This is a genomic window from Paenibacillus sp. FSL H3-0302, from assembly GCF_037982245.1.
In the GTDB taxonomy this organism is placed as follows: Bacteria; Bacillota; Bacilli; order Paenibacillales; family Paenibacillaceae; genus Paenibacillus_AQ; species Paenibacillus_AQ odorifer.
In genome coordinates this window covers 1,940,013-1,961,858 of record NZ_CP150284.1, presented here as the reverse complement: position 1 = coordinate 1,961,858, position 21,846 = coordinate 1,940,013, and the positions used below count along the sequence as shown (strand labels likewise).

General features: G+C 45.2%; 22 protein-coding genes and 1 riboswitch. Of the genes, 1 reads left to right on the top strand and 21 read right to left on the bottom strand.

The features are described 5' to 3' along the window. The 10 genes from MHH50_RS08545 to metA form a co-directional block, all read right to left on the bottom strand. Positions 1-1,077: a sensor histidine kinase gene (locus tag MHH50_RS08545; protein ID WP_076126420.1), complete on the bottom strand. Its 1,077-nt coding sequence runs from the start codon at positions 1,075-1,077 to the stop codon at positions 1-3. Next, a complete protein-coding gene (liaF, locus tag MHH50_RS08540) occupies positions 1,078-2,154 on the bottom strand; it encodes a cell wall-active antibiotics response protein LiaF (RefSeq protein ID WP_305953552.1) in 1,077 nt (358 codons plus the stop codon). 236 nt (positions 2,155-2,390) lie between these two features. Next, on the bottom strand, positions 2,391-2,534 hold the full coding sequence (locus MHH50_RS08535) for a hypothetical protein (protein ID WP_156113077.1): 144 nt from the start codon (positions 2,532-2,534) through the stop codon (positions 2,391-2,393). Positions 2,535-2,680: 146 nt separating this feature from the next. Further along, a complete protein-coding gene (locus MHH50_RS08530) occupies positions 2,681-3,529 on the bottom strand; it encodes a 3D domain-containing protein (RefSeq protein ID WP_254847635.1) in 849 nt (282 codons plus the stop codon). A 136-nt stretch (positions 3,530-3,665) separates the two neighbouring features. Then, the gene (gene thrS, locus MHH50_RS08525) at positions 3,666-5,606 is read right to left on the bottom strand and encodes a threonine--tRNA ligase (RefSeq protein WP_076135889.1); all 1,941 of its coding nucleotides are present in this window, start codon (positions 5,604-5,606) and stop codon (positions 3,666-3,668) included. A gap of 506 nt (positions 5,607-6,112) precedes the next feature. Then, a complete protein-coding gene (locus tag MHH50_RS08520; protein WP_036684471.1) occupies positions 6,113-6,283 on the bottom strand; it encodes a toxin-antitoxin system HicB family antitoxin in 171 nt (56 codons plus the stop codon). Between the two features lie 11 nt (positions 6,284-6,294). After that, entirely contained in the window at positions 6,295-7,137 is an 843-nt protein-coding gene (locus MHH50_RS08515) for an SPFH domain-containing protein (RefSeq protein WP_036684473.1), read from the bottom strand. Positions 7,138-7,667: 530 nt separating this feature from the next. After that, positions 7,668-8,804, bottom strand: coding sequence for a cyclic dehypoxanthinyl futalosine synthase (mqnC, locus tag MHH50_RS08510; RefSeq protein WP_076126414.1), 1,137 nt, complete (start codon positions 8,802-8,804; stop codon positions 7,668-7,670). 626 nt (positions 8,805-9,430) lie between these two features. Next, positions 9,431-10,603, bottom strand: coding sequence for a PLP-dependent transferase (locus MHH50_RS08505; RefSeq protein WP_340034194.1), 1,173 nt, complete (start codon positions 10,601-10,603; stop codon positions 9,431-9,433). 36 nt (positions 10,604-10,639) lie between these two features. Next, complete coding sequence (gene metA, locus MHH50_RS08500; protein ID WP_076126410.1) at positions 10,640-11,560, bottom strand: homoserine O-succinyltransferase; 921 nt, start codon at positions 11,558-11,560, stop codon at positions 10,640-10,642. A gap of 115 nt (positions 11,561-11,675) precedes the next feature. Next, positions 11,676-11,805: riboswitch (SAM riboswitch) on the bottom strand. A 396-nt stretch (positions 11,806-12,201) separates the two neighbouring features. Between metA and corA the strand changes: the two genes are divergently transcribed. After that, positions 12,202-13,137, top strand: coding sequence for a magnesium/cobalt transporter CorA (corA, locus tag MHH50_RS08495; RefSeq protein ID WP_036684479.1), 936 nt, complete (start codon positions 12,202-12,204; stop codon positions 13,135-13,137). Between the two features lie 86 nt (positions 13,138-13,223). Here corA and MHH50_RS08490 read toward each other — a convergent pair whose 3' ends face one another. From MHH50_RS08490 to MHH50_RS08440, 11 genes are all read right to left on the bottom strand, one after another. Further along, positions 13,224-14,240, bottom strand: coding sequence for an HRDC domain-containing protein (locus MHH50_RS08490; RefSeq protein ID WP_076310213.1), 1,017 nt, complete (start codon positions 14,238-14,240; stop codon positions 13,224-13,226). A 210-nt stretch (positions 14,241-14,450) separates the two neighbouring features. After that, complete coding sequence (locus tag MHH50_RS08485) at positions 14,451-15,332, bottom strand: ROK family protein (protein WP_051491338.1); 882 nt, start codon at positions 15,330-15,332, stop codon at positions 14,451-14,453. 163 nt (positions 15,333-15,495) lie between these two features. Beyond that, complete coding sequence (locus MHH50_RS08480; protein WP_076126491.1) at positions 15,496-16,395, bottom strand: 5'-3' exonuclease H3TH domain-containing protein; 900 nt, start codon at positions 16,393-16,395, stop codon at positions 15,496-15,498. A 60-nt stretch (positions 16,396-16,455) separates the two neighbouring features. Further along, a complete protein-coding gene (locus MHH50_RS08475; protein WP_076126405.1) occupies positions 16,456-16,821 on the bottom strand; it encodes an arsenate reductase family protein in 366 nt (121 codons plus the stop codon). Between the two features lie 193 nt (positions 16,822-17,014). Beyond that, positions 17,015-18,001 (bottom strand): RluA family pseudouridine synthase, encoded by a 987-nt coding sequence (locus MHH50_RS08470; RefSeq protein WP_340034193.1) that lies wholly within the window; start codon positions 17,999-18,001, stop codon positions 17,015-17,017. Between the two features lies 1 nt (position 18,002). Next, entirely contained in the window at positions 18,003-18,569 is a 567-nt protein-coding gene (locus MHH50_RS08465; RefSeq protein ID WP_076126402.1) for a cob(I)yrinic acid a,c-diamide adenosyltransferase, read from the bottom strand. Between the two features lie 171 nt (positions 18,570-18,740). Beyond that, positions 18,741-18,929 carry an aspartyl-phosphate phosphatase Spo0E family protein gene (locus MHH50_RS08460; protein WP_232061510.1) on the bottom strand — a complete coding sequence of 63 codons (189 nt, stop codon included), beginning with the start codon at positions 18,927-18,929 and terminating at the stop codon, positions 18,741-18,743. Between the two features lie 250 nt (positions 18,930-19,179). Beyond that, a complete protein-coding gene (locus tag MHH50_RS08455) occupies positions 19,180-20,400 on the bottom strand; it encodes an aminotransferase class I/II-fold pyridoxal phosphate-dependent enzyme (protein ID WP_036683526.1) in 1,221 nt (406 codons plus the stop codon). Positions 20,401-20,413: 13 nt separating this feature from the next. Then, positions 20,414-20,914, bottom strand: a complete 501-nt coding sequence (locus MHH50_RS08450; RefSeq protein WP_036683529.1) for an Lrp/AsnC family transcriptional regulator — start codon at positions 20,912-20,914, stop codon at positions 20,414-20,416. Between the two features lie 259 nt (positions 20,915-21,173). Beyond that, positions 21,174-21,557, bottom strand: coding sequence for a spore coat protein (locus tag MHH50_RS08445; RefSeq protein WP_076126401.1), 384 nt, complete (start codon positions 21,555-21,557; stop codon positions 21,174-21,176). 30 nt (positions 21,558-21,587) lie between these two features. Beyond that, complete coding sequence (locus MHH50_RS08440; protein WP_036683535.1) at positions 21,588-21,821, bottom strand: spore coat protein; 234 nt, start codon at positions 21,819-21,821, stop codon at positions 21,588-21,590. Positions 21,822-21,846 lie beyond the last annotated feature (25 nt).

The window sequence follows — 21,846 nt, the reverse complement described above, 5'->3', positions numbered from 1 at the left end:
CTACTCCTCCTCGTCCTGTGTATCTGTTCCTAACGATCTATTCTGCTCTAATTCTGGGTTCCCTTGAACAAACTTAGGAATATGTACACGGATCGTCGTTCCCGCACCCTTGCGGCTAATAATCTCCACTTGCCCACCCAGTTTCTCCGCCCGTTCGCGCATGGTGGTGAGACCGTAGGAGCCTTGTTTTTGCTGCACATGTTCAAAACCTTGACCGTCATCACTAATACTCAACACAACTTGTCTTGATCCTTCACGCAGCGATAGACTCACCAGTCTAGCCCCGGCATGCTTCACGATATTCGCCATCGCCTCTTGAATAATTAGGAACAGCTGATGTTCGATTGCTTCCGATAACTCGCCCTGAAGTTCGAGCTCCTTCATTCCTTTCAAGCCATTCTGGCGGCAATAATCGGGAAACCATTTTTCCAGCGCCTCGAACAGATTTCGACCTTCCAGCTCCACCGGACGCAGTTGTGCAATTAATGCTCTCATTTGTTTTTGTGCCATCTGAGACATTGTAATCAACTGGTCCATGACCATTTGACCTTGAGCTTCATTGACCTTCAGCACTTTAGGCAGCGAAGAAGCCGACATATGGATGGCAAAAAGCTGTTGGCTCACCGTATCATGCAGATCCCGGGCCATACGCCTTCTTTCCTCCAACACCGCACTCTCCGCTGCCTGTTCCTTCTCAATAACCTCTTGTTCACCCAATCGCTGTAGCAGTTGCATCTTATTCTCGACCGTATCCATCATGACATTAAACTCGTGATACACTCGGGCAAAAGACTGATCGTCACTTTCTGGCATCCGCACGGACAGATTTCCTTTGGCTACCTGCAGCATATTCAGATCCAGATGATCAATCCGGCGCTGAATCCGCTGGCCTGCCATATAGCCGATAACTACGGTGAACAACACAATCCCGAGACATAAGTACAGCCACATCCGATAATCCTTCACTTCGATATAACCAAGGCAAGTGCCTGCATACATCAATCCTGCACTTACCGCTCCAGTGAGCAAAAAGTAAAACAACAGCAACCATTTGGTATTACTGAAGATTGTCCCCATCTAACCCACCGTTTTAACTTTAATGTCACCTATAAATGCACTTACATTTATACGGACTTTTTTGCCTGCTTCTTTATAATAAGGAGTCTTGCACTGTACACTGCTCATAAAACCACTGCGAGACTGATCCAGAACTTCCATATCCCCGATAAAAGAACTGCTGTTCACCGAGATGCCAAGATCCATATCATTCGGAATGTACACTTTAATGTCGCCTATAAAAGCGGAAATATTAATCCTCGTTTCGCCATAAGCAATCTGTGCATTCGTCAGATCCAGTACGGTATCGCCGATAAACTGCGAGATATTCGTGTTCTTCAGTTGGAAATGCTCGCGCCCCATGTGGACATCTCCGATAAAAGCAGAACGATTGGTCGATTCCTTTTGATTATTTGATTCATGGAATTCCTCATGCCATTTACCATGTCTATGTGCATGACGCTCATGACGTTCCTGACGTCTGCGCTCGTGTCGTTCCTGCTTCTCTTGCCAACGTGCTTCAGCGCTGGACTTATAAGATCCTGTTTCGTCCTCATCGTCTTCTTCATCTTTTTGAAGATAGTCCTTCCAGTCGCGTTGACCAGAAGCCTTGCCGAATTTTTGCTCAAATTGTTCATCAAGTGTGGAATCCAGTGGTTTGGGCGGCTCCACATCTAGTGAGCTTTTTCCTGAAGGAAAGTGATCTGGTGGTGACGGTGGAGCTGGTGGCACAGGTGGTACTGAACCGCGTGGTTTAAAAATCACATAAAGTCCGCCGCCAATCAACATAACTGGAATGAACATTTTGAAAAAATCCCCGGCCGAAATATCGAACCAATCTAAATTCCGTCCAAGGAAAAACACTCCGATCGCCAGAAAGAAAAAGCCGCCGATAGGTGAAGAACCTTTGGATTGTCCATCCCCTGTACCTAAAAGCCGGTTCATTCCCATTAGGATCAAAATTACCGGCCAATAATTCGAAATCAGGTAACCTAAGCTGAAATCAGTGTAACCTAATTGTCTCAGTAGAAACATAGCTCCAATCCCTATCAGGATCAGGCCGCCTAAAACCTGGCTGGTGAACCTTCTTTTCATCATTCATTTCCCCTTTAAAGTAGTGGAACGCTCTCTTCTTCAATCTTATAGCCTTAGTCTACAGGAATGAAGTACTGAGAAACAGCGGCGAGAGAAGGAACTTCCCCTCAGTCTCTAGACTGAGATGAATGGGATAAAATTCTATTTACTTCATTATATATGAAAAAAGACTGTCCCTCAGTAATTAACTGAATTGGACAGTCTCTTTTTTTCAGCAGTCTTCTGCTTCAGTCAGCGCATTATTGTTGCGGTTTCTGAGCTGGTTTAGAAGTATTTCCACTTTGCTTAGTAGCGCCGTCATTCTCAACAGCAAACTCAGCATTGTATTTTTCATTTGGTGTTTTGTAATTTTCTTGTACTTTAGATTTCTTGTTATTGGCCACGGAATTCACCTCCTTTTCTCTTATGCAGCATAGAATATGCTTACTAAGAGAACATCTCGGAAGAGGCAATTGCTTTGCCCCAGTCCGTATTATGGCAAGGTGATGTCACTATTATGCATGACCAAGTGAAAATAAGTTCAATCCCTTTAAATGGATTCTTCGAGCATGGATTGCGGTACTGCTTTGTAAGTCTCAATCGCTTGGCTCAGCTTCTTCAGCATGACTTCCGTACAAGTCCCGTTACCACGCTTAATGAGTTGAACTACAACTGATTTTTTGCCCCATTCCTTATACACCTGTTTCGTAGTAGCAAAATACAGATCAATCTTCCGCCCTTTAATAGCCGAGCCTGTATCAGCAACTATGGCATATCCATAGCCCGGTATATAAAGAATACTCCCCAGCGGCAAAACCTTAGGGTCCGCAGCAATGGTTGAGACTGTATTTTTGTCTCTGCGCACTTTTACCCCTGAATAGGTAATTCCATATTCGGGATGTTTAGATGTTTTACCTGTAGATTCATAACCCGCAGTGTATCCAGTCGCCATCACTTTCATTGAAGTAATGATCTGGTCTTCCGCAGGTGCGGCTACAGGAATAGAATTTGGTAACTGTTTGGAAGATCCGCTGCCACCGTTTGTTTTAGTGGTTGGAGCTTTGGTGCTCTGCGGTGCCTTCGTCGCTGCTGGTTTATTTTTTGTTGTTGCAGGTAATACAGGTGCGACGGAATGCGCCTCGTTTGACATAAGTGTGGCACGGCCAGTCGCAAGAATGACCTTATCATCTGTAGTTCTCATAAACACAGAATTAGCCTTGGTATATTGCAACTCGTTCGATAGCGTTTTGTTAATACCCGTGTGCTGTAAAGTGTCTCCTGTCCCAATGGCCCCTACTGCCTGTTGCTTAGATTCTGGAATGATTCCAGCAGCGGTCAATAGCAAAACGATGGTGACAAAAAGACACCAAAACCTCTGAAATATGCCCATTTTGTTCATGTGAAAAACCTCCCCCTTATTAGCGAAGGTTTCCCGATTCACAAAATTTTATACATGAAGATCAGAAGTTGATCCTCATTGGCATATAACAGAGGTCTTATTTAGACGTAATTTTGGTGTTGATAATTACAAGAAACTAGGAGATCACACGATCAGCAATTTCCTGAGACAAGAGCTCAATCACTTCTTGAAGCGGCTTAGCTCCAATGTCGCCTTCCCCGCGTTTACGGATGGAAACCGTCTGAGCGTTCATCTCATTCTCGCCAACTACGAACATGTATGGCAGTTTCTCAAGCTGAGCTTCGCGAATCTTATAACCCAGCTTCTCATTGCGGAGATCTGCTTCAGCAGAGATACCACGGCGACGCAGCTTGTCTGTAACTTCCTTGGCATAATCGTCGAACGCTGTCGATACAGGAATTACTTTAACCTGCTGTGGAGATAACCAAAGCGGCAGCGAGCCCGCAAAGTTCTCTAACAGGAAGGCCACGAAACGTTCCATTGTACCCAAGATTCCGCGGTGTAAAACGACTGGACGGTGTTTTTGACCATCATCGCCGATATATTCCAGTTCAAAACGTTCAGGCAGCAAGAAGTCGATTTGTACAGTAGACAGAGTCTCTTCTTTACCTAATACAGTCTTAATTTGCACATCAAGTTTAGGACCATAGAATGCAGCTTCGCCTTCTGCTTCGTAGAACGGCAGTCCAGCTTCCTCTACAACCTCACGCAACATCCGCTGTGCAGTTTCCCACATTTCGTCATTCGCATAATATTTCTCAGTATCCTTAGGATCACGATAGGACAACCGGAAACGGTAGTCATTAATACCAAAGTCACTGTATACCTGTTTAATCAATTCGATTACACGAATGAACTCGCCTTTAATTTGGTCTAGACGGCAGAAAATATGGGAGTCATTAAGAGTCATCGAGCGCACACGGTGTAAGCCAGTCAATGCGCCTGACATTTCATAACGGTGCTGGATACCAAGCTCAGCAATACGGATCGGCAGATCACGGTAGCTGTGCATCGAGCTCTTATAAATCATCATGTGATGCGGGCAGTTCATTGGACGAAGAACAAATTCTTCATTGTCGATAGTCATCTTAGGGAACATGTCCTCTTGATAGTGCTCCCAGTGTCCTGAAGTTTTGTACAGTTCAACATTACCCAGAACTGGTGTGTATACATGCTGATAGCCAAGACTTGCTTCCAGATCTACGATATAACGCTCCAGAATACTGCGCAATTTGGCACCCTTAGGCAACCAGATTGGCAAGCCTTGTCCTACCAATTGATTAAATGTAAAGATTTCAAGCTCTTTACCGAGCTTCCGGTGATCGCGTTTCTTCGCTTCTTCAAGCAGACGAAGATGCTCATCAAGCTGAGCTTTTTTAATCCAAGCTGTGCCGTATACGCGTTGAAGCATCTTATTCTTGCTGTCGCCGCGCCAGTAAGCACCGGCTACATTCATCAATTTAAAGACTTTGATCTTAGCAGTCGACGGCACATGGGGTCCACGGCATAGGTCGAAGAATTCTCCTTGTTCATAGATAGAAATTACGCTATCTTCAGGCAATGCCTCGATCAATTCCAGCTTGTAAGGATCACCTAGCTCACCGAAAATTTCAAGTGCTTCCTTGCGGCTAACTTCTTTGCGCACGATCGGCAGGTTCTCCGAAATTATGCGGTCCATTTCCTTTTCGATTTTGAGCAAATCTTCAGGATTTAGAGGATGTTCCAGATCCATATCGTAGTAGAAGCCATCTTCAATGACCGGACCTACACCAAGCTTAACTTCTTTTGTTCCGAACAAACGTCTAACCGCTTGAGCCATCAAGTGAGCTGTACTGTGGCGCATAACCTCCAGACCTTCAGGTGAATCCAAAGTTACGATCTCTACCAGTGCGCCCTCTTCAAGGGGAGTAGATAAATCTACAACGATACCGTTCAATTTCCCCGCTGCTGCATTTTTGCGCAGGCCACTGCTAATAGAAGCTGCTACATCATCAATACTGCTACCCTCTGCGTATTCACGGACAGAACCGTCCGGAAGCTTAATACTTACTGACATTGCTAATTCCTCCTTCATATAATTAAGCCTAACGGCCCTTTAACCTTTGCGGAACAATAACATCCACGCACACAAAAAAACGCCCGTCCCGCAAAGGGACGAGCGATTACACCCGTGGTTCCACCCAAATTCGATTCTCTCTAGCCTCCCTTGAAAACTCAAGCGAAGCAAAGATAGAATCCTTCGTAAGCATGGAGTAACGACCATGAACCGGCAGCTCTTACTATCCCATTGCAGGGAGTTCAAAACCGCAGCTACAAAGGGGTAAATCGAAAGCAGGATGCCGGAGGAAATTTCAGCCTAAGTTTCCTCTCTCTGAACGGTCCAGAACAATCAACTCATATCTTCGTCAATGCTGTTAACGTGAATTATGGAGTAATTATAAATCTGTCCTCTCTGACAGTCAAGTCAGAAAAGGGTCCAAAATGATAGAAACACAGTCAGAAGACACACATAAGGACTGTTCTTGCAGCCAATACATGGATGCTGAAACAGCCCTTCTATGGTTATTCCTCTCGCCGTTTTTTTTCAGGTAAGCGGCCTGCACGTTTCAAAGACTCACGCAACAAGTATTCGATATGTCCGTTTACGCTGCGAAATTCCTCTCCCGCCCATCGTTCCAGCGCCTCATGTAAATCCGGATCAATCCGCAGTGGAAAGCTTTTCTTGGCCGCCATGATGCACCGCCTTAGTACAACGAGCCGGCGTTAATGACCGGACTCGCTCCGCGCTCCGACACGATCGCAACCATCAGATTATTAATCATCGCCGCTTTGCGTTCCTCATCAAGCTCAACCACGCCACTCTCTTTAAGCTGTTTAATCGCCATATCGACCATGCCCACGGCGCCTTCAACAATGATTTGACGAGCGGACAGAATTGCAGATGCTTGCTGACGTTGCAACATTGTACTGGCAATCTCTGTGGAATAAGCCAAGTGTGTGAGCCGCGCTTCAATGACCTCTACACCAGATATCGACAAACGTTCTTGCAGCTCGGTTGCCAATTCTTTAGCAATCTCATCTGCATTGGCCCGCAGGGACATGCCCGATTCATTGAAGTTATCATACGGGTATTTACTGGCCACATGACGCAGCGCTGTTTCACTTTGAATTTCCACAAACGCCATATATTTATCTACATCAAAAAGCGCTTTTGCAGAGTTAATTACCTTAAATACGATAACTGCAGCAATTTCAATCGGATTACCTTCCACATCATTAACCTTCAGCTTGACACTGTTAAAGTTACGTACGCGGAGGGAAACCGTCTTGCGCAAACTGAATGGAATGACTGCAAACAAGCCACTTGTCACGATAGTCCCTACATATTGCCCGAAAAAGGTAACTACAACCGACTTATTGGGCTGCACAACCGTAACACTTGTACATAATACCCCAGCTACAACGAACAGAATGACTGGCACTGCGACATACTCTTGAACCGCACCATAAATTCCCCCAGCTAAACAAACTGCAATCAATGCGAGAACCCAAAATCCACTGACAGGACGAAGCGTTTTCTCTTTCATAAAAGCACCCCCACTAGATATTCTTTTGATATGATTATGATATCACTTTTGGATAATAATGTGAATGGATAAAAAGAAATAAAAAATGAATTCATGTTCACATTTATATAAAGCTTCGTTTAAAAGGCTTATTCCACGGCAACCTTAGTTTGTGTAGTTAACCTTAGTTCAAAATGTTCGTATACATCAGCTCTATCGGACACTGATGCTCTTATACGCCACATTTTCCGATTTTCCCTATGCTATCGGACCCCACAGTCGCTATTGCACTAAAAACCAGTCTATATGAGGCTCTTTTCAAGGAATAGCGTCGCTGGGGTCCGAACCCCGACTCAAGAAGCGCTGAATTTGCAATTAAGGTCCACTGGGTCCGTACGCCTAGCGGATGATATAACAAGCGAAGATTCAGATGTGTTCTGCAATAAGACTTGCTAATGATCGTAAACCTAACCTTACAAAAAAACGCTTGATGCTCAGTAATCCACTTAAGGATTAACAAGCATCAAGCGTTGATTAATAATTAATATATATTAGTTCTGCATTACAAAATCATTATCAATCTTCGCATTAGGATCATCGAACACCCGCAGAATATCATAACGTGTATTCCGCTGTGCTGGAACTTTGCCTGCTTCGCGAATCAGCTGAGTAATCGACTCGATGTTTACCTTGTAAGTCGCACCCGCAGAAGATACTACGTTCTCTTCAATCATTGTGCTGCCGAAATCGTTGCAGCCATATTGCAAGGAGAGCTTGCCGACCTCTGGCCCCATAGTGACCCAAGAAGATTGGAAGTTCTTAATATTATCCAACACAAGGCGGCTGATCGCTACCGTCTTCAGATATTCCTCAGGCGTTTGTCTGTCCAGCTTCAGGTTGGTATTGTCCGGCTGGAATGTCCATGAGATAAAGGCCAAGAAACCTTCAGAATCATATTTGTTGGCAATACACTCATCCTGAGCCTCACGTACACGTAGTAAGTGCAAAGCTCGTTCTTCCATACTTTCTCCAAGCCCAATCACCATTGTTGCTGTTGTATTCATACCCACTTTATGTGCTGTCTGCATTACATCCATCCACTCGCGCCACGAGCCTTTTAGCCGGCTGATTTTGCGGCGTGTACGGTCATCAAGAATTTCTGCGCCTCCGCCTGGCAAGGAATCCAGACCCGCAGCATGAATTTCACGAACCACTTGTTCCAACGGTAATCCTGATACTTCTTTCATCTTCATAATCTCCGCAGGAGAGAAGGAGTGCATAGTAATCTCAGGGAAACGTTGCTTAATTCCGCGCAGTATATCTGTATAGTAGCTAAATGGAAGGTTAGGATTAGTTCCACCTTGCATAAGAATTTCTGTACCATTAACAGCAATCGTTTCAGCAATTTTTTGATAAATCGTTTCATCTGGCAGCACATAGCCTTCATCCGAGCCTGGTCTGCGGTAAAAAGCGCAAAAACGGCAGTACACATCACATACATTCGTATAGTTAATATTACGGCCAATTACAAATGTGGCTAACGGGTCCGGATGCCAGCGTTCCATAATAGTGTTTGCAGCAGCACCCATTTTCTCAATTTCGTTGCTCTCGAATAGTCGGATGGTATCTTCCAATTGGAGACGGTCACCCCGCAGGGCTTTATCCAAAATAAGATCTATCGCACTCATCGTTCGCATCCTCCTTTTAAACCCTTAGGGATATGGTAGATTCACAAAATCACAAGAAAAATAACGTTGTCGTCCTTTAGAGATAACAACCGTTTCTCGTAGTAACATAAGGATAAAGTACAGTATGTAACTTATACCTTATATTTTAATAAATGAACAGTTCATTTCCTCATCGTATCACAATCTGAACAGCTTGAAAAACTTTTTACTTTCTCAACAAGATACCATCTAGCAGAAAGAGTCCTTACATTGCTGCCTGCACCCGGTGAATCAAAATTCCTGGAGGCTGCCGGACACAGATGACGTTATTAGTTAGTATTTAGCCTTTGGAGCATAGTTATGGACTCCAGCGACGCTATTCCTTGACAAGAGACTCATGAAGGCTGGTTTTTAGCGCAATAGCTGCTGTGGAGTCCGTTAACATTCCAAATGTGTAATAATGCTGTGTCTAAGGTCAGCTGTGTCCAATAGCAAAAAGTCCAAAAAGAAGAGCTATCCCAGCAGCCAATTCCCGGCTTATGAGACAGCTCTATTTCATCCTGCGTCCAACACCAGCTCTAAATCAACGGTGAGATAGATCCTCGATATTTCCCAGCATTCGGTGCCGATCTGGGTTGCCGTTACTTTTACTTCGTTTCGATTTCCGCCCGCGCAGCCTCTAAAGCTTGACCAAGATCAGCAATTAGATCCTCCGCATGTTCAATACCGACCGAGAAGCGCAGCAATCGATCATCTACACCCACCGCATTCCGAATTTCCACAGGAATATCCGCATGCGTCTGTACTGCAGGATAGGTCATTAGCGATTCAACCCCGCCGAGGCTCTCCGCGAAGGCAATAAGCCGGATATAACGAAGCAGAGGTTCTACGTATCTGGCATCTTTTAATTTGAAAGAAAAAATTCCGGTATTGCCCGAGGACTGGCGATTCTGGATTTCATATCCCGGATGATCCGGCAGACCTGGATGGAACACTTCCGCAATCGCCGGATGCCCTTGTAGATAGCGGGCAATTGCTAGCGCATTACTCTCGTGCCGTTCCATACGCAGGGCCAGTGTCTTCATGCCTCTCATCAGCTGATAACTGTCTGTTGGCCCAAGCACAGCGCCAATAGAGTTATGTAGAATCGCTATTTCAGCGGATAATTCAGCTCCTTTAGATACAATAAGACCAGCAAGTACATCATTGTGTCCGCCCAAATATTTGGTAGCACTATGGACTACAATGTCTGCACCTAATTCCAGAGGACGCTGGAAAAATGGAGTCAGCAGTGTATTGTCTACAATTGTGAGCAGCCCATGATGACGGGCCCAAGTAGCTACTGCTGCAATATCCGTAACCATCATCAAAGGATTCGTTGGCGTTTCAATAAATATCGCCTTCGTATTTGGAAGGCGTGAAGCCTCAAGCGCATCCAAATCATTCGTATCTACATAGGAAGCAGTGATTCCAAACTTGGACATAATTCGTTCCAACAAACGATAGGTCCCGCCGTAAAGATCCAGCGAAACGATCAAGTGATCGCCTTGCCCAAACAGGGTAAATATGGTTTGAATAGCTGCCATCCCAGAACTACAGGCAAAACCTGCATCACCAGACTCCAATTCCGCAGCCGCATTCTCTAGTACGGAACGGGTTGGACTTTTGGTACGGCTATAATCGAAACCTGTGCTCTGCCCAAGCTTCGGGTGACGGAATGCCGTAGCATTATAGATAGGAAAATTAATGGCTCCGGTAGCCGGATCTTCTTGTGAACCTATTTGTGCCAGTCTGCTTTCAATCCTAAGTTTGTCGTCCATGATAAATGCCTCCTAAATTGTAATGTAGCGCTGATCTTAATAAACAATCGGGTCGATATCGTAAGGTGTCTCTTGATATACATAGTAATTGAGCCAATTAGAGAATAATAAGTTGGCATGTGCACGCCACACTGCAGGAGGTGTTCGTTCTGGATCATCTTTAGGGAAATAGTGTTTCGGCAAGGCCATCTCCATGCCCCTCTCCAAATCACGATCATATTCCCATTTCAAGGATAATGGATCGTATTCGGAATGTCCGGTCACAAATATTTGTTTGCCGTCGGTCGTAGCTACTAGATACATACCAGCTTCTTCGGATTCCGCCAGAATCTGCAGATCTGGATTGCTCTCAATATCTTCGCGGGAGACATCGGTATGACGGGAATGCGGTACATGGAATACCTCGTCAAAGCCGCGCAGCAATTTAATGTTATTTTGATTAATCGTATGGGAGAATACTCCAAAACATTTTTCAGGCAAAGCTACTTTACGAACACCAAAATGATGATACAACCCTGCCTGCGCCGCCCAACAGATATGCATGGTCGAGGTCACATTATCCTTGCTCCATTCAAAAATCTCTTTTAGCTCTTCCCAATAGGATACTTCCTCAAACTCCATTTGCTCTACGGGTGCTCCTGTAACAATAAGACCATCCAAACGGCGGTGGCTGATCTCGTCAAAAGTTTTGTAAAAGCTTCTCAAATGCTCAGCAGAAGTATTCTTAGAAGTATGTGAGCGTGGATGCAGCAAGGTAACGTCAACCTGTAGCGGTGAATTTCCTATTAAACGCAGCAATTGAGTCTCCGTCGTTTCTTTAGTCGGCATGAGATTCAGAATAGCAATCCTTAGTGGGCGGATATCCTGATGGAAAGCCAAACTATCATCCATCACAAAAATATTTTCACCGGATAGTATTTCTTTTGCTGGTAAACTGTCGGGAATTTTAATTGGCATTGTCTTTCCACTCCTTAACTGTATTTAGGTTATGTTGTCACATCGCGGCTTTCTGAACAATAAAAAGACCTTTCTCGGAAAACGAGAAAGGTCATATCTACAGTCATATGCGCCTCTCTCATCTGCCAGAAACTTTTGGACGAGGGTTAGTCGTCAGCAAAGTTCCGCAAGAATTAGCACCGTGCGTTCACACGCCGGTTGCCGGGTTTCATAGGGCTAGTCCCTCCACCTGCTCTTGATAAGATTTAGCTGTATTCAATTAAATTTCTTTAAAATTTACTTTAAATCATGAACCTCCTTTTCGTCAAGTCCATACAATGCTGATGTAGCCTCAAAGTAACAATAAATTTGCTTGAAAGAGGCATACTCCGTTGTTATACTAGACAAGTATTTCATACCTGAACGAAAAGAAGAGGTGAGAAGAAGAATGGAAGGCGACCCGAGCTCGCAATTAAGTGTACAGAATGAGCAACCACACAGGATAATCATCAGCTTGCCGGCGGCGGGAGCAGTTCTTCTTCATGCCCTCGAATCGTCATTCGGCCTCTTGTATTGATTGTAACGCCGGCCAAGCTGATTTTTTCTCTGTGCTTAATTAGCAGTCCCTGGTGAAGACCCGGGGATAGAAGGAGTGGAATCAGATGAAAATCCGGCTGGTGAATGCAGGGGTTTTTACACCTATTGATGAAATTGATGAAACATTGACACCCCCAACAGAAGGGTTCTATTGGATTGATGCAGATGTGGAGGATTTGGAGCTGCTTCAGCCCCTGTTCAACCTGCATGATCTCGCTGTTGAGGATTGCCTTAGTGAAGAGGATCAACGTCCAAAGATCGAAATATACGAAAGTCATTACTTTATTGTTGTAAACAGCATCCGCTTTGATGATGAGGAAATCTTCCTGCGGGCGCTCAATATATTCTTGGGCAGACATTATATTATTACTGTAACGAAACAAAAGATTCACGAGCTACGCGTCCTGAAGCCCATGTTATGGGAACAAGAGGTTAGCGAACCCGACCAATTCCTTTATCTGCTTATCGACCTTGTCGTAGATAATTATTTCTCCGTAGGTGACCGAATTGAAGCCCGGATTGAGAAGCTTGAAGAGGATATTCTAATGCATACCAAGAAATCTCATCTGAGTGAGATTATCGGTCTGCGAAGTGAGATCTTATGGTTAAAGAAGATGCTGGGACCACAGAAAGAGGTTATCAATACCCTGAATAAAAAAGACCTCCGTCTGATTGATGATCAGCTGCAGAAATACTTTAGCGACATTTATGAAAATGCAGTTAAAATATCCGAAACCTTTGAGACGTACCGCGATCTCATGGGCAACTTACGTGAGGCCTACCAATCCAGTATCGCCAACCGCGCCAATGAAATTATGAGAGTATTTACCGCGATTACAACGATATTCATGCCTTTGACCGTAATTACCGGAATCTATGGGATGAACTTTGATCATATGCCGGAATTGCATACGAAATACGGTTATTTTGCCGTTATAGGTCTAATGTTGACGTTAGGCTGTGGGATGCTGTATGTATTCCGCAAGAAAGAATGGCTATGAAAATAAACGGACGAATAGGCAAGACGAAGGCCCTTTAACCCTATGGTGTAAGGAAGCCTTCGTCTTTTTGATATGATAAAAAGCTACTAGAAACTGGTCGCCATGCCCACTTTAGCAGCTTGCTCCCGCCGGAAACGAATGCGGATCAGCCGCAGACGTTCATAATAGCTATCCAGCCCTTCTGCTGCTGAAAAATCCTCCCCATACACCTTATGCAGCACTGGCTTTAGAAAAAGATCTCCTACCTCTGCATAGGCATTCCATATCGCCTCCTGCTCATTCTGCGGCACATTTTTCAGTTCTACCTCGATCAGTTTCTCCACGCAATAACCTTCTCTTTCCAGCTCCTCTACCGCTTCAATCAGTTCGCGACGGTTCACTCCACTGTTCACCTTAAGCTGTTCTAACCCTAACCCATTCTCGATCCCTTGCAGCAGAATTCGCCGTAATCGCAGTCTTTCTAGCTGTTTCTTATATTTGACCTCTTTCTGTTTATAGAGCCAGGATACAAAAGAATCCTCCTCAATTTCTTGGTGTACCCAATTCAAAGGAAAGGAATGTTCCCTTGCAGCCGTAGAGGTTATAGCCAACCAATCCGTGCCATATTGGGCTACCTTTCCTTCCCCTACACCAGGGATCTGCAGCAGCTCCTCTGGTGTATGCGGCAAGAAAGTGCTTATCAAACGTAACAAACGATTGCTGGCAAGAATGTAAGGGGCTTTCCGTTCACTAGAAGCTCGGCTGCGGCGCCAAGCACATAACTCCTCATATATAGCTTCGTTCCCATTATATTCACTGTAATATTGCAGCCTTAGCTGCTCCTGATTACGCCCGGTAAGGCCGTCTTCTTCATGAAATACGCCATCAATCAACGGCCGATAGCCATCCCCCATCTTCACCGCCAGCTCATGCCTGTAAACACAAAGCATTTCATTCCATGAACCACCCGCGTACCACAAATGCTCCTGTGTTTCCTCACCGCCTGAAAAATCACGCCAGCCCAGGCTCCACATTCCTTCTTCCTCTCCAATCCATAGCTGAGCGAACACCTCTTGATCCACCCCAGATATTCTGGATAAGCGATTCATAAATACAATTTGCATATTCATCCCTGCCTTTCTAGTCTTCAGCAAGCACTATACCTACCGGTCTGAGCTACTTATTCGCTGATGTGAATCCCACACTGTCAGACTCGGAAAACACAAAAAAGCACCACTCTCACGATAAACGTGAAAGAGGTGCTCCCTCATTAAATGCTATACTGTTAGATCCTACAATACCATATATTTCCTAACAGTCAATATCTTTTTATACTAGTTCCTTGCCAAAGCTAAAGTTGCCAGTCCAATCGCACCTGCAAGTCCTGCATTATCTCCAAGCTGCGGTGGCACAACATAATTATCGATGTCGGTATTGAGCGCTGGATGCTGAACATAACCCTTCAGCAGCTCCTGCAGCTTGGTACGAATTAGCGGGAACAAGTGGCTTTGCTTCATGACACCACCGCCCATTACGATTTTTTCGGGAGACAGAATCAACACGTAATTCATAAGTGCATGTGCAAGATAATGAGCTTCCATATCCCAAGCTGGATGGTCAACAGGCAGCTCGCCTGCTGGTTGTCCCCAGCGTTTGCCAATCCCCGGACCTGCGGCTAACCCTTCAAGGCAATCGCCATGATAAGGGCAGTAGCCCTCAAACGTGTCCTCTGGATGTCTGCGAACTAGAATATGCCCCATCTCAGGATGAGACAATCCATGCACCATCTGACCTCCAACTACTGCTCCCGCTCCAATGCCTGTCCCAACCGTAATATAAAGGCAGCTGTCCAGACCTTTAGCCGCTCCCCATTTACTTTCCGCAAGCGCTGCACCATTCACATCCGTATCAAAACCGATCGGCACGTTAAATTGCTCAGCCATTGTACCTACCAAATTATATTGTCCCCAGTGAGGTTTTGGTGTCGTTGTTATGTAACCATAAGTAGGGCTGTCCAGCACGGGATCAATCGGTCCAAACGATCCAATACCAAAAGCTTCTACATTCTTCCCATTAAAATAGTCAATTACGAGTCCCATCGTTTCTTCCGGTGTTGTTGTCGGAAAGCTAACTCGGTCCAGAATGGTACCGTCCTCATAACCAATTCCGCATACAAACTTCGTTCCGCCTGCTTCAATCGCTCCCAATAACTTCATAGCAACTATCTCCCTTCTCCATTAAGCAATAATCCGCCATCCAGTTTGAAAATAAAAATTAATATAAAATAAAACAATCAACAGCCCTTATTATACGTTGGATGAAGCGCTATCACAATAATAAAACTCCCTTCATGCTTTTTTGCATGAAGGGAGACTCTCCTTAACCCAGATCACCTAACTCAATCTGTACAATTCCCCGTTCGTCCTGCACCTCAGCGATCAAATGCATCAGGCTGCCAAATTCCAGTTCTTGAAATTTACGCGCGGCTGTTTCCCGTTGTAATTGCCATAAAGCTTCCGCCAGCTCACAGACCACAGGCACATCACAACGGATTTCAGCCAGCTCTCTTGATAGATGCAGCATATCAAGGTCGGCTTCAATCTTGGACCGTACACCTTTAGGGAGCAAGTGAAGATTCTCAATTACACCTTCAACTGTACCGTATTCCGTTAACAGCTTCAGCGCGGTTTTCTCACCAATCCCTTTTACACCAGGGTAATTATCACTTGTATCGCCCATAAAGCCCTTCAGGTCAATAACCTGTCTAGGGGTTAGACCTTTATCCTCAAGCAATTCTGCAAGGTCATAAACTTTATAGTTGGAGCGTCCTTTTTTCATAATGACGACCTTAACATTCTCATCAATAAGCTGCAGCATATCATGGTCACCCGTCAGAATGTAAACCTCAGAATTATCGCTGTAACAGGATGCTAGCGTACCAATGCAATCATCTGCTTCATAGCCGGCAAGACCGATGTTTGGCACACCTAGCTCAGCCACTACTTCTTTTACTAGATCAAATTGCGGAATTAATTCCAGCGGAGCTTCGATCCGGTTGGATTTGTATCCATCATATTTCTCGGTACGGAACGTTCCTTTACCCATATCCCAGCAGCATACGACATGAGAAGGCTCAAACGTACTTACTGCATCAAAAAAATACTGCAAAAATCCATATACCGCATTCGTCGGTAAACCTTCCTTTGTCTTGCGAATATATCCTCCATAAGAGGTCGCATAAAAGGCCCGGAACAGCAGAGCCATTCCATCTACAAGCATTACCCGGCCCGTTGTATCTGTTCTCACTTATAAACCTCTCCCTTGATCGTTGTATTGATATTAAACATTAGCCCAAGTATCGGCATATTGGTCTTCTTTGAATCCCACCGTAACTTTAACTCCATCGGTGACAATCGGGCGTTTGATCAGCATCCCGTGGCTTGAGAGCAGCTCTAACTTCTCCTGTTCCGTAAGCTGGGGCAGCTTGTCCTTCAGACCTAATGATTTATATACTTCACCGCTTGTATTAAAAAACTTCTTCAGCTCAAGGCCGCTGTTCGCGAGCAGCTCACGCAGCTCGTCCACCGTAGGTGGCTGCTCTGCGATGTGCTGAAGCTCCAGCTCATGACCTTGTCCCTGCAACCATTTCACTGCGCTGCGGCAGGTGCTGCATTTGGGATATTGATATACTTTTAATTTGCTCATGCTGTGCTCCTTTAATAATCGGCTAATAATATCGTAACTATGGGGAATGTTTGGACTTTCGGCCGCTGTTGTCTACAGATTTCTTCAATTTTACCGTTAAACACGTTTGAAATCCGCAGACAAAGGCGGTCGCTATCGCTCCTACAGTTCCAATCCTCCCCTTCGCCACACCATCGCCTGAATCATAATTTTATCACAAATCCACTGTCGGACCTTGCTCCAATATTTTCTCCAAGGCTGCCATGTCAGGTGGCAACGGGGCTTCGAAAATCATTTTTTGCAGAAGCACCGGGTGCTTGAACGTCAGACGGACTGCGTGCAGCGCCTGACGCGGTATGGAAGCATCGAGTGCTGCAACGGTCTCCAATTGCTCGCTTTGAGTTGAAGTCAATTCTGGTAGATTGTACAGCTCATGACGGTACATGCTGTCCCCAATCAGCGGACAGCCGATTGAGGTCATATGGACCCGAATCTGATGCGTACGCCCACTCTCCAGCTTTAGTTCAACTCTAGAGCCAGCTGAATACACCTGCTTAACCTCATATCGGGTTAGGGAAGGATATCCATCCGGTGTCACGATACGCCGATGTGGCTCCTCAGGATCACGATCGATAGGGCCGTCGATATCGCCGGATAACTCCGCAGGAACCCCGTGAACAAATGCAGCGTAACGCTTATCCACAGTACCGGCGATCATCTGCTCGGAAATATGCTGATGGCTGTAAGGATTTTTGGCGATCACTAACACACCGGAGGTCTCCTGATCCAGACGGTGAACAGGCCGGAAACGGAAGCGTTCATTCTTCTGTGCCCAATAATAAACCACACCATTGGCAAGCGTGTCGGTGTAATGTCCATGGGTGGGATGAACTATAATTCCCGCTGCCTTGTTAACCACTAGCAGATGTTCATCTTCAAATAAAATCTCAAATGGAATCGGCTGCGGCAAAATATCATCCGAAGTCTCCGTTTCCATGCGAATCTGCACGGTATCTCCTGCCTTTACATGCACACTAATGTATACACGTTCACCGTTTAATGTAATGCCTTGCTCCGTCTGCTTCAGGCGAGAGAGCAGCTTGCGTGAGACATCCATCCGTTTGTGCAGGATGGTCTTCAGCAGGAAGTCATCCTCTTCAGGCGGTATGATATAAGTAATGGGTGAATAATAGCTTGTCATATTAGTCTCGGAACACCTTTTTACTGCGGATGTATTCTACATCAGTAATCCCTGACCGTGTATTAGCCGTTCTAGCCAAAGCAAAAAAATAATCCGACAATCGATTGAGATAAATCACCGCTTCTGGGTTAATATCCGCAGTTCGCCCTAAGGTAACCGCCCGGCGTTCTGCACGACGGCAAACCGTGCGGCATACATGTAGAACCGAAGCCAGCTGACTACCTCCTGGCAGGATAAATTTCTCAAGTGGCGGATTCTCCTCTTGTAGAGTATCTATCCAGCCTTCCAGCCGCTGAGCCATCTCACTTGTCACCATATATTGACCACCATCAGCAAGTCTAACAAATGCTAAATCCGTGCCGCAATCAAACAGCTCATGCTGTATTTCGAGCAATTGCTCGCGGACATCGTCGAAATTATCACTTTCCATCAGGCTTCGTGCTTGCCCTACAAAACAATTCAGCTCATCGATCGTTCCGTAGGCCTCGACGCGGACATCATCCTTGCCGACCCGGCCGCCAATCACTGAGGTCTGACCTGCATCACCCGTACGTGTATAAATCGCCATGGTTTAAGCCTCCTATCCATTCTTAAAAAACATATACTGATAGTTTAAGCTTTCTGCTATAAGGAAGGCAATAAAGATAGCAAATTAAGAGTATACACAAAAACACCATCATTAGTAATAGTGCACAACAAAAAGAGGACCCTAGGGTCCTCTCAAGAGCATTCAGCAGCACTATTTTCCAGCTGGACGCCCCTTCATGTACTCATTTATTTTGAGGTCCAATAAACTGCTAATTTCAATCACATTATCCGAAGTGAATGATTTTTCCTGCAGGAAAAGCTGCTCCATCTTGCTGCGGAGTATTCTAATTTCATCTTCCAGAGAGAGTATGCGAGCAGAAGCATCACCCTTGGGGGGTATTTTCCCATTTCCAGAGAAACATTTCCCACCATAGGAAGGTAAGTAATAATCGGCGCTAAGCACAATCATCCCTCCCAAAAGTATTATTGAGCGCGTGCTGCAAAAGAGCATAAAAGTTAAATAAAGCAACTTCAAAGCAACGCTTAGTTCCAGAGTAAATGGATCCTTGTAAGTTCTATTATAGGGGCTAATTACTCTCAAAGTAAAATAATACCATAGGATTGTATGATCGGCTATAGTTCAATTTTCACTAATCCGTTCTCTCACGTGTAAGCTTTGTGACAAAAGCACCAATGCGTTCTACTGCTTCGTTCAGTTGGGATACTGATGTGGCGTAAGAACAGCGTAAGTAACCTTCTCCACCTAATCCAAAGACACTTCCAGGCACAGCTGCAACCTTGTATTCAAGCAAAAGCCGTTGAGCAAATTGATCAGAAGTCAGCCCTGTCTTGCGCACGCTTGGAAAAGCGTAGAAGGCGCCCTGCGGCTCATGGCACTCCAGCCCTGCATCGCGTAGGCCCTTGACGATCAACCTCCGCCGTTGGTTATAGGAATCCACCATCCGGTCCTTCTCTTCCATCCCATTGGTCAGCGCTTCAAGTGCAGCCACCTGTCCCATAGAAGGAGCACACATCACAGTATACTGATGAATCTTAAGCATTGCAGCGATAAGATCCGGGTGACCACAAGCATACCCCATCCGCCATCCGGTCATTGCAAAAGCTTTGGAGAAGCCGCTAACCAGAATCGTACGGTCTATCATGCCTGGTAAAGAGGCAAAGCTGACGTGATTAATGCCATAAGACAATTCTGCATAAATCTCATCTGAAATCACTATAAGATCATGTTTCTCTACTACCTTAGCAATCGGCTCCCAATCTTCTCGGGTCATTACACTTCCCGTAGGGTTACTAGGGTAACACAAAATCAGAACCTTGGAGCGCGGAGTGATTTTGGCTTCCAAGCTTTCCGCAGTAAGTTTAAAGTTATTCTCACCAACCGTTTCAATACCTACAGGTATTCCTCCACCAATCGCGGTGATCGGCGAATAAGAGATATAACAAGGCTCAGGAATCAGAATTTCATCCCCCGGTGAAATCAGCGCACGTAATGCCAAATCGATGGCCTCGCTTCCGCCAACGGTTGCTATAATTTGATTGGCAGGATCATATTCCACAGCAAAACGGCTGTGCAAGTAATTCGCGATCCCTTCCCGCAGTTCAGGCATCCCTGCATTGGATGTATACCCTGTAAATCCTCTTTCCAGCGAATAGACACAAGCCTCTCTGACATGCCAGGGGGTCTTGAAGTCAGGCTCTCCAACTCCCAAAGAGATGATATCCTTACTGCCTGCAGCCAGATCAAAAAACTTGCGGATACCCGAAGGTTGAATTTGCTGTACCAACGGGGCCAAATAAGAATCCATTGATTTGCTGTCTTCTCCAGTTAGCTGCGATTTATTCGTGATCATATGATTACTTCCTTTATGGAGAGATCATCAGACGGTTGTCTTCCTCATGCTCTTCGAAGATGATCCCGTCCTGTTTGTATTTTTTAAGGGTAAAATTCGTTTTGGTTGAAAGTACTGAATCAATTGGAGACAGCTTCTCAGATACAAAATTGGCCACTTCACGTAAATTCCGGCCTTCCACTTCCACCAGAAGATCATAAGCACCAGACATCAGATAAACTGATTTGACCTGTGGATACAGGTAGATTCGCTCGGCAATCCCTTCAAAACCACGCCCTCGTTCAGGCGTAATCTGCACCTCAATCAGTGCGGTTACCTTCTCATCGTCCACTTTATCCCAGTTTACAACGGCGGCATATTTTACAATGACATGATCTTTCTCCAACTGCTCAATCGCAGTCTTCACATCTTCTTCTTCCGCGCCAAGCAGCGTTGCTAAGAGTGCAGTAGATCTTCTCGCGTCTTCCTTAAGCAGTTCCAGCACTTTCCTCTTAAGCTCGTTCATTTCCTTCATGCCTTCCCTCCGGATAGTTCGCCAATGACGGTACGCTATTAATGCGTCGCCCCGCGAAAAGAGTTTAATACTAATATGACATGAAATGTGCATCTCTGCAAACAAAATAACCCCATAGGAGCTTCCATGAAAGGCAGAGTTTACATAGCACATACATAAAAAAATAGAAAAAACGCCCGTTCTACCGGATTTAACCAGTAAAAACGGGCGTTATCTCCACACTCATGAAGCGATTTGCTTCATTCGCCAACCATCATGGTTACATTAAATGAGAAGGCTGATGTTGTCCGTTAGCCGGGATATGAGCATTCTGAGCGTATGCGCCAAATTGCCCGGTTTTTTGTTGAACAAATTGCCCTGTTTGCTGTTGCATTTGCTGTGCGGTTTGAAGCTGCTTGTCCACATCTTGGCGCAATGCTTTTGCAGGTGCAGGATACATATTCAGTTGAGACATATGCGTGTATAAATCACCTTGGAGTTGCAAAGTGTCCATGGTCATAGTGTTAAAAACCCTACGAACGGCTGGACATGCTGATTCTGTAGCAGCTGTAGCATATTCGCGTACGGTCCGCTTCAAATCACACAAAATGGTGTTTAGTAAATCCTCATCCGGCATAAATGCCCCAGTATTTTGCGCGTTCATTAAATAACCTCCTTAGAATTAATATTGCAATTATTGTGGGCTTGTTGGCGCGTATTGTTGATGTTGTTGGATTAACTGAGTGAGCTCAGTCATGTGTTTGGTGTGATTTTGCATATGCTGCATACAAATTTGGCGAACTTGTTGATTCTGTGTTGTCGCAGCCGTTGCTGCACATTGCTTGAGAAGCAAGTCCTCATTAGAGATGGAGTCAGCGATATATTCCAATTCCTTACCACTTAGCGCTTGCATTTGCGTTGATTGCATTTGTTGTAGTCCCTCCTTGTAGTTG

Bases quoted from the DNA above. Each gene is read 5' to 3' on its own strand.
- MHH50_RS08545 (WP_076126420.1), bottom strand. From the start codon at position 1,077: ATGGGGACAATCTTCAGTAATACCAAATGGTTGCTGTTGTTTTACTTT.
- liaF (WP_305953552.1), bottom strand. From the start codon at position 2,154: ATGATGAAAAGAAGGTTCACCAGCCAGGTTTTAGGCGGCCTGATCCTG.
- MHH50_RS08530 (WP_254847635.1), bottom strand. From the start codon at position 3,529: ATGAACAAAATGGGCATATTTCAGAGGTTTTGGTGTCTTTTTGTCACC.
- thrS (WP_076135889.1), bottom strand. From the start codon at position 5,606: ATGTCAGTAAGTATTAAGCTTCCGGACGGTTCTGTCCGTGAATACGCA.
- MHH50_RS08520 (WP_036684471.1), bottom strand. From the start codon at position 6,283: ATGGCGGCCAAGAAAAGCTTTCCACTGCGGATTGATCCGGATTTACAT.
- MHH50_RS08515 (WP_036684473.1), bottom strand. From the start codon at position 7,137: ATGAAAGAGAAAACGCTTCGTCCTGTCAGTGGATTTTGGGTTCTCGCA.
- mqnC (WP_076126414.1), bottom strand. From the start codon at position 8,804: ATGAGTGCGATAGATCTTATTTTGGATAAAGCCCTGCGGGGTGACCGT.
- MHH50_RS08505 (WP_340034194.1), bottom strand. From the start codon at position 10,603: ATGGACGACAAACTTAGGATTGAAAGCAGACTGGCACAAATAGGTTCA.
- metA (WP_076126410.1), bottom strand. From the start codon at position 11,560: ATGCCAATTAAAATTCCCGACAGTTTACCAGCAAAAGAAATACTATCC.
- corA (WP_036684479.1), top strand. From the start codon at position 12,202: ATGAAAATCCGGCTGGTGAATGCAGGGGTTTTTACACCTATTGATGAA.
- MHH50_RS08490 (WP_076310213.1), bottom strand. From the start codon at position 14,240: ATGCAAATTGTATTTATGAATCGCTTATCCAGAATATCTGGGGTGGAT.
- MHH50_RS08485 (WP_051491338.1), bottom strand. From the start codon at position 15,332: ATGAAGTTATTGGGAGCGATTGAAGCAGGCGGAACGAAGTTTGTATGC.
- MHH50_RS08480 (WP_076126491.1), bottom strand. From the start codon at position 16,395: ATGCTTGTAGATGGAATGGCTCTGCTGTTCCGGGCCTTTTATGCGACC.
- MHH50_RS08475 (WP_076126405.1), bottom strand. From the start codon at position 16,821: ATGAGCAAATTAAAAGTATATCAATATCCCAAATGCAGCACCTGCCGC.
- MHH50_RS08470 (WP_340034193.1), bottom strand. From the start codon at position 18,001: ATGACAAGCTATTATTCACCCATTACTTATATCATACCGCCTGAAGAG.
- MHH50_RS08465 (WP_076126402.1), bottom strand. From the start codon at position 18,569: ATGGCGATTTATACACGTACGGGTGATGCAGGTCAGACCTCAGTGATT.
- MHH50_RS08455 (WP_036683526.1), bottom strand. From the start codon at position 20,400: ATGATCACGAATAAATCGCAGCTAACTGGAGAAGACAGCAAATCAATG.
- MHH50_RS08450 (WP_036683529.1), bottom strand. From the start codon at position 20,914: ATGAAGGAAATGAACGAGCTTAAGAGGAAAGTGCTGGAACTGCTTAAG.
- MHH50_RS08445 (WP_076126401.1), bottom strand. From the start codon at position 21,557: ATGAACGCGCAAAATACTGGGGCATTTATGCCGGATGAGGATTTACTA.
- MHH50_RS08440 (WP_036683535.1), bottom strand. From the start codon at position 21,821: ATGCAATCAACGCAAATGCAAGCGCTAAGTGGTAAGGAATTGGAATAT.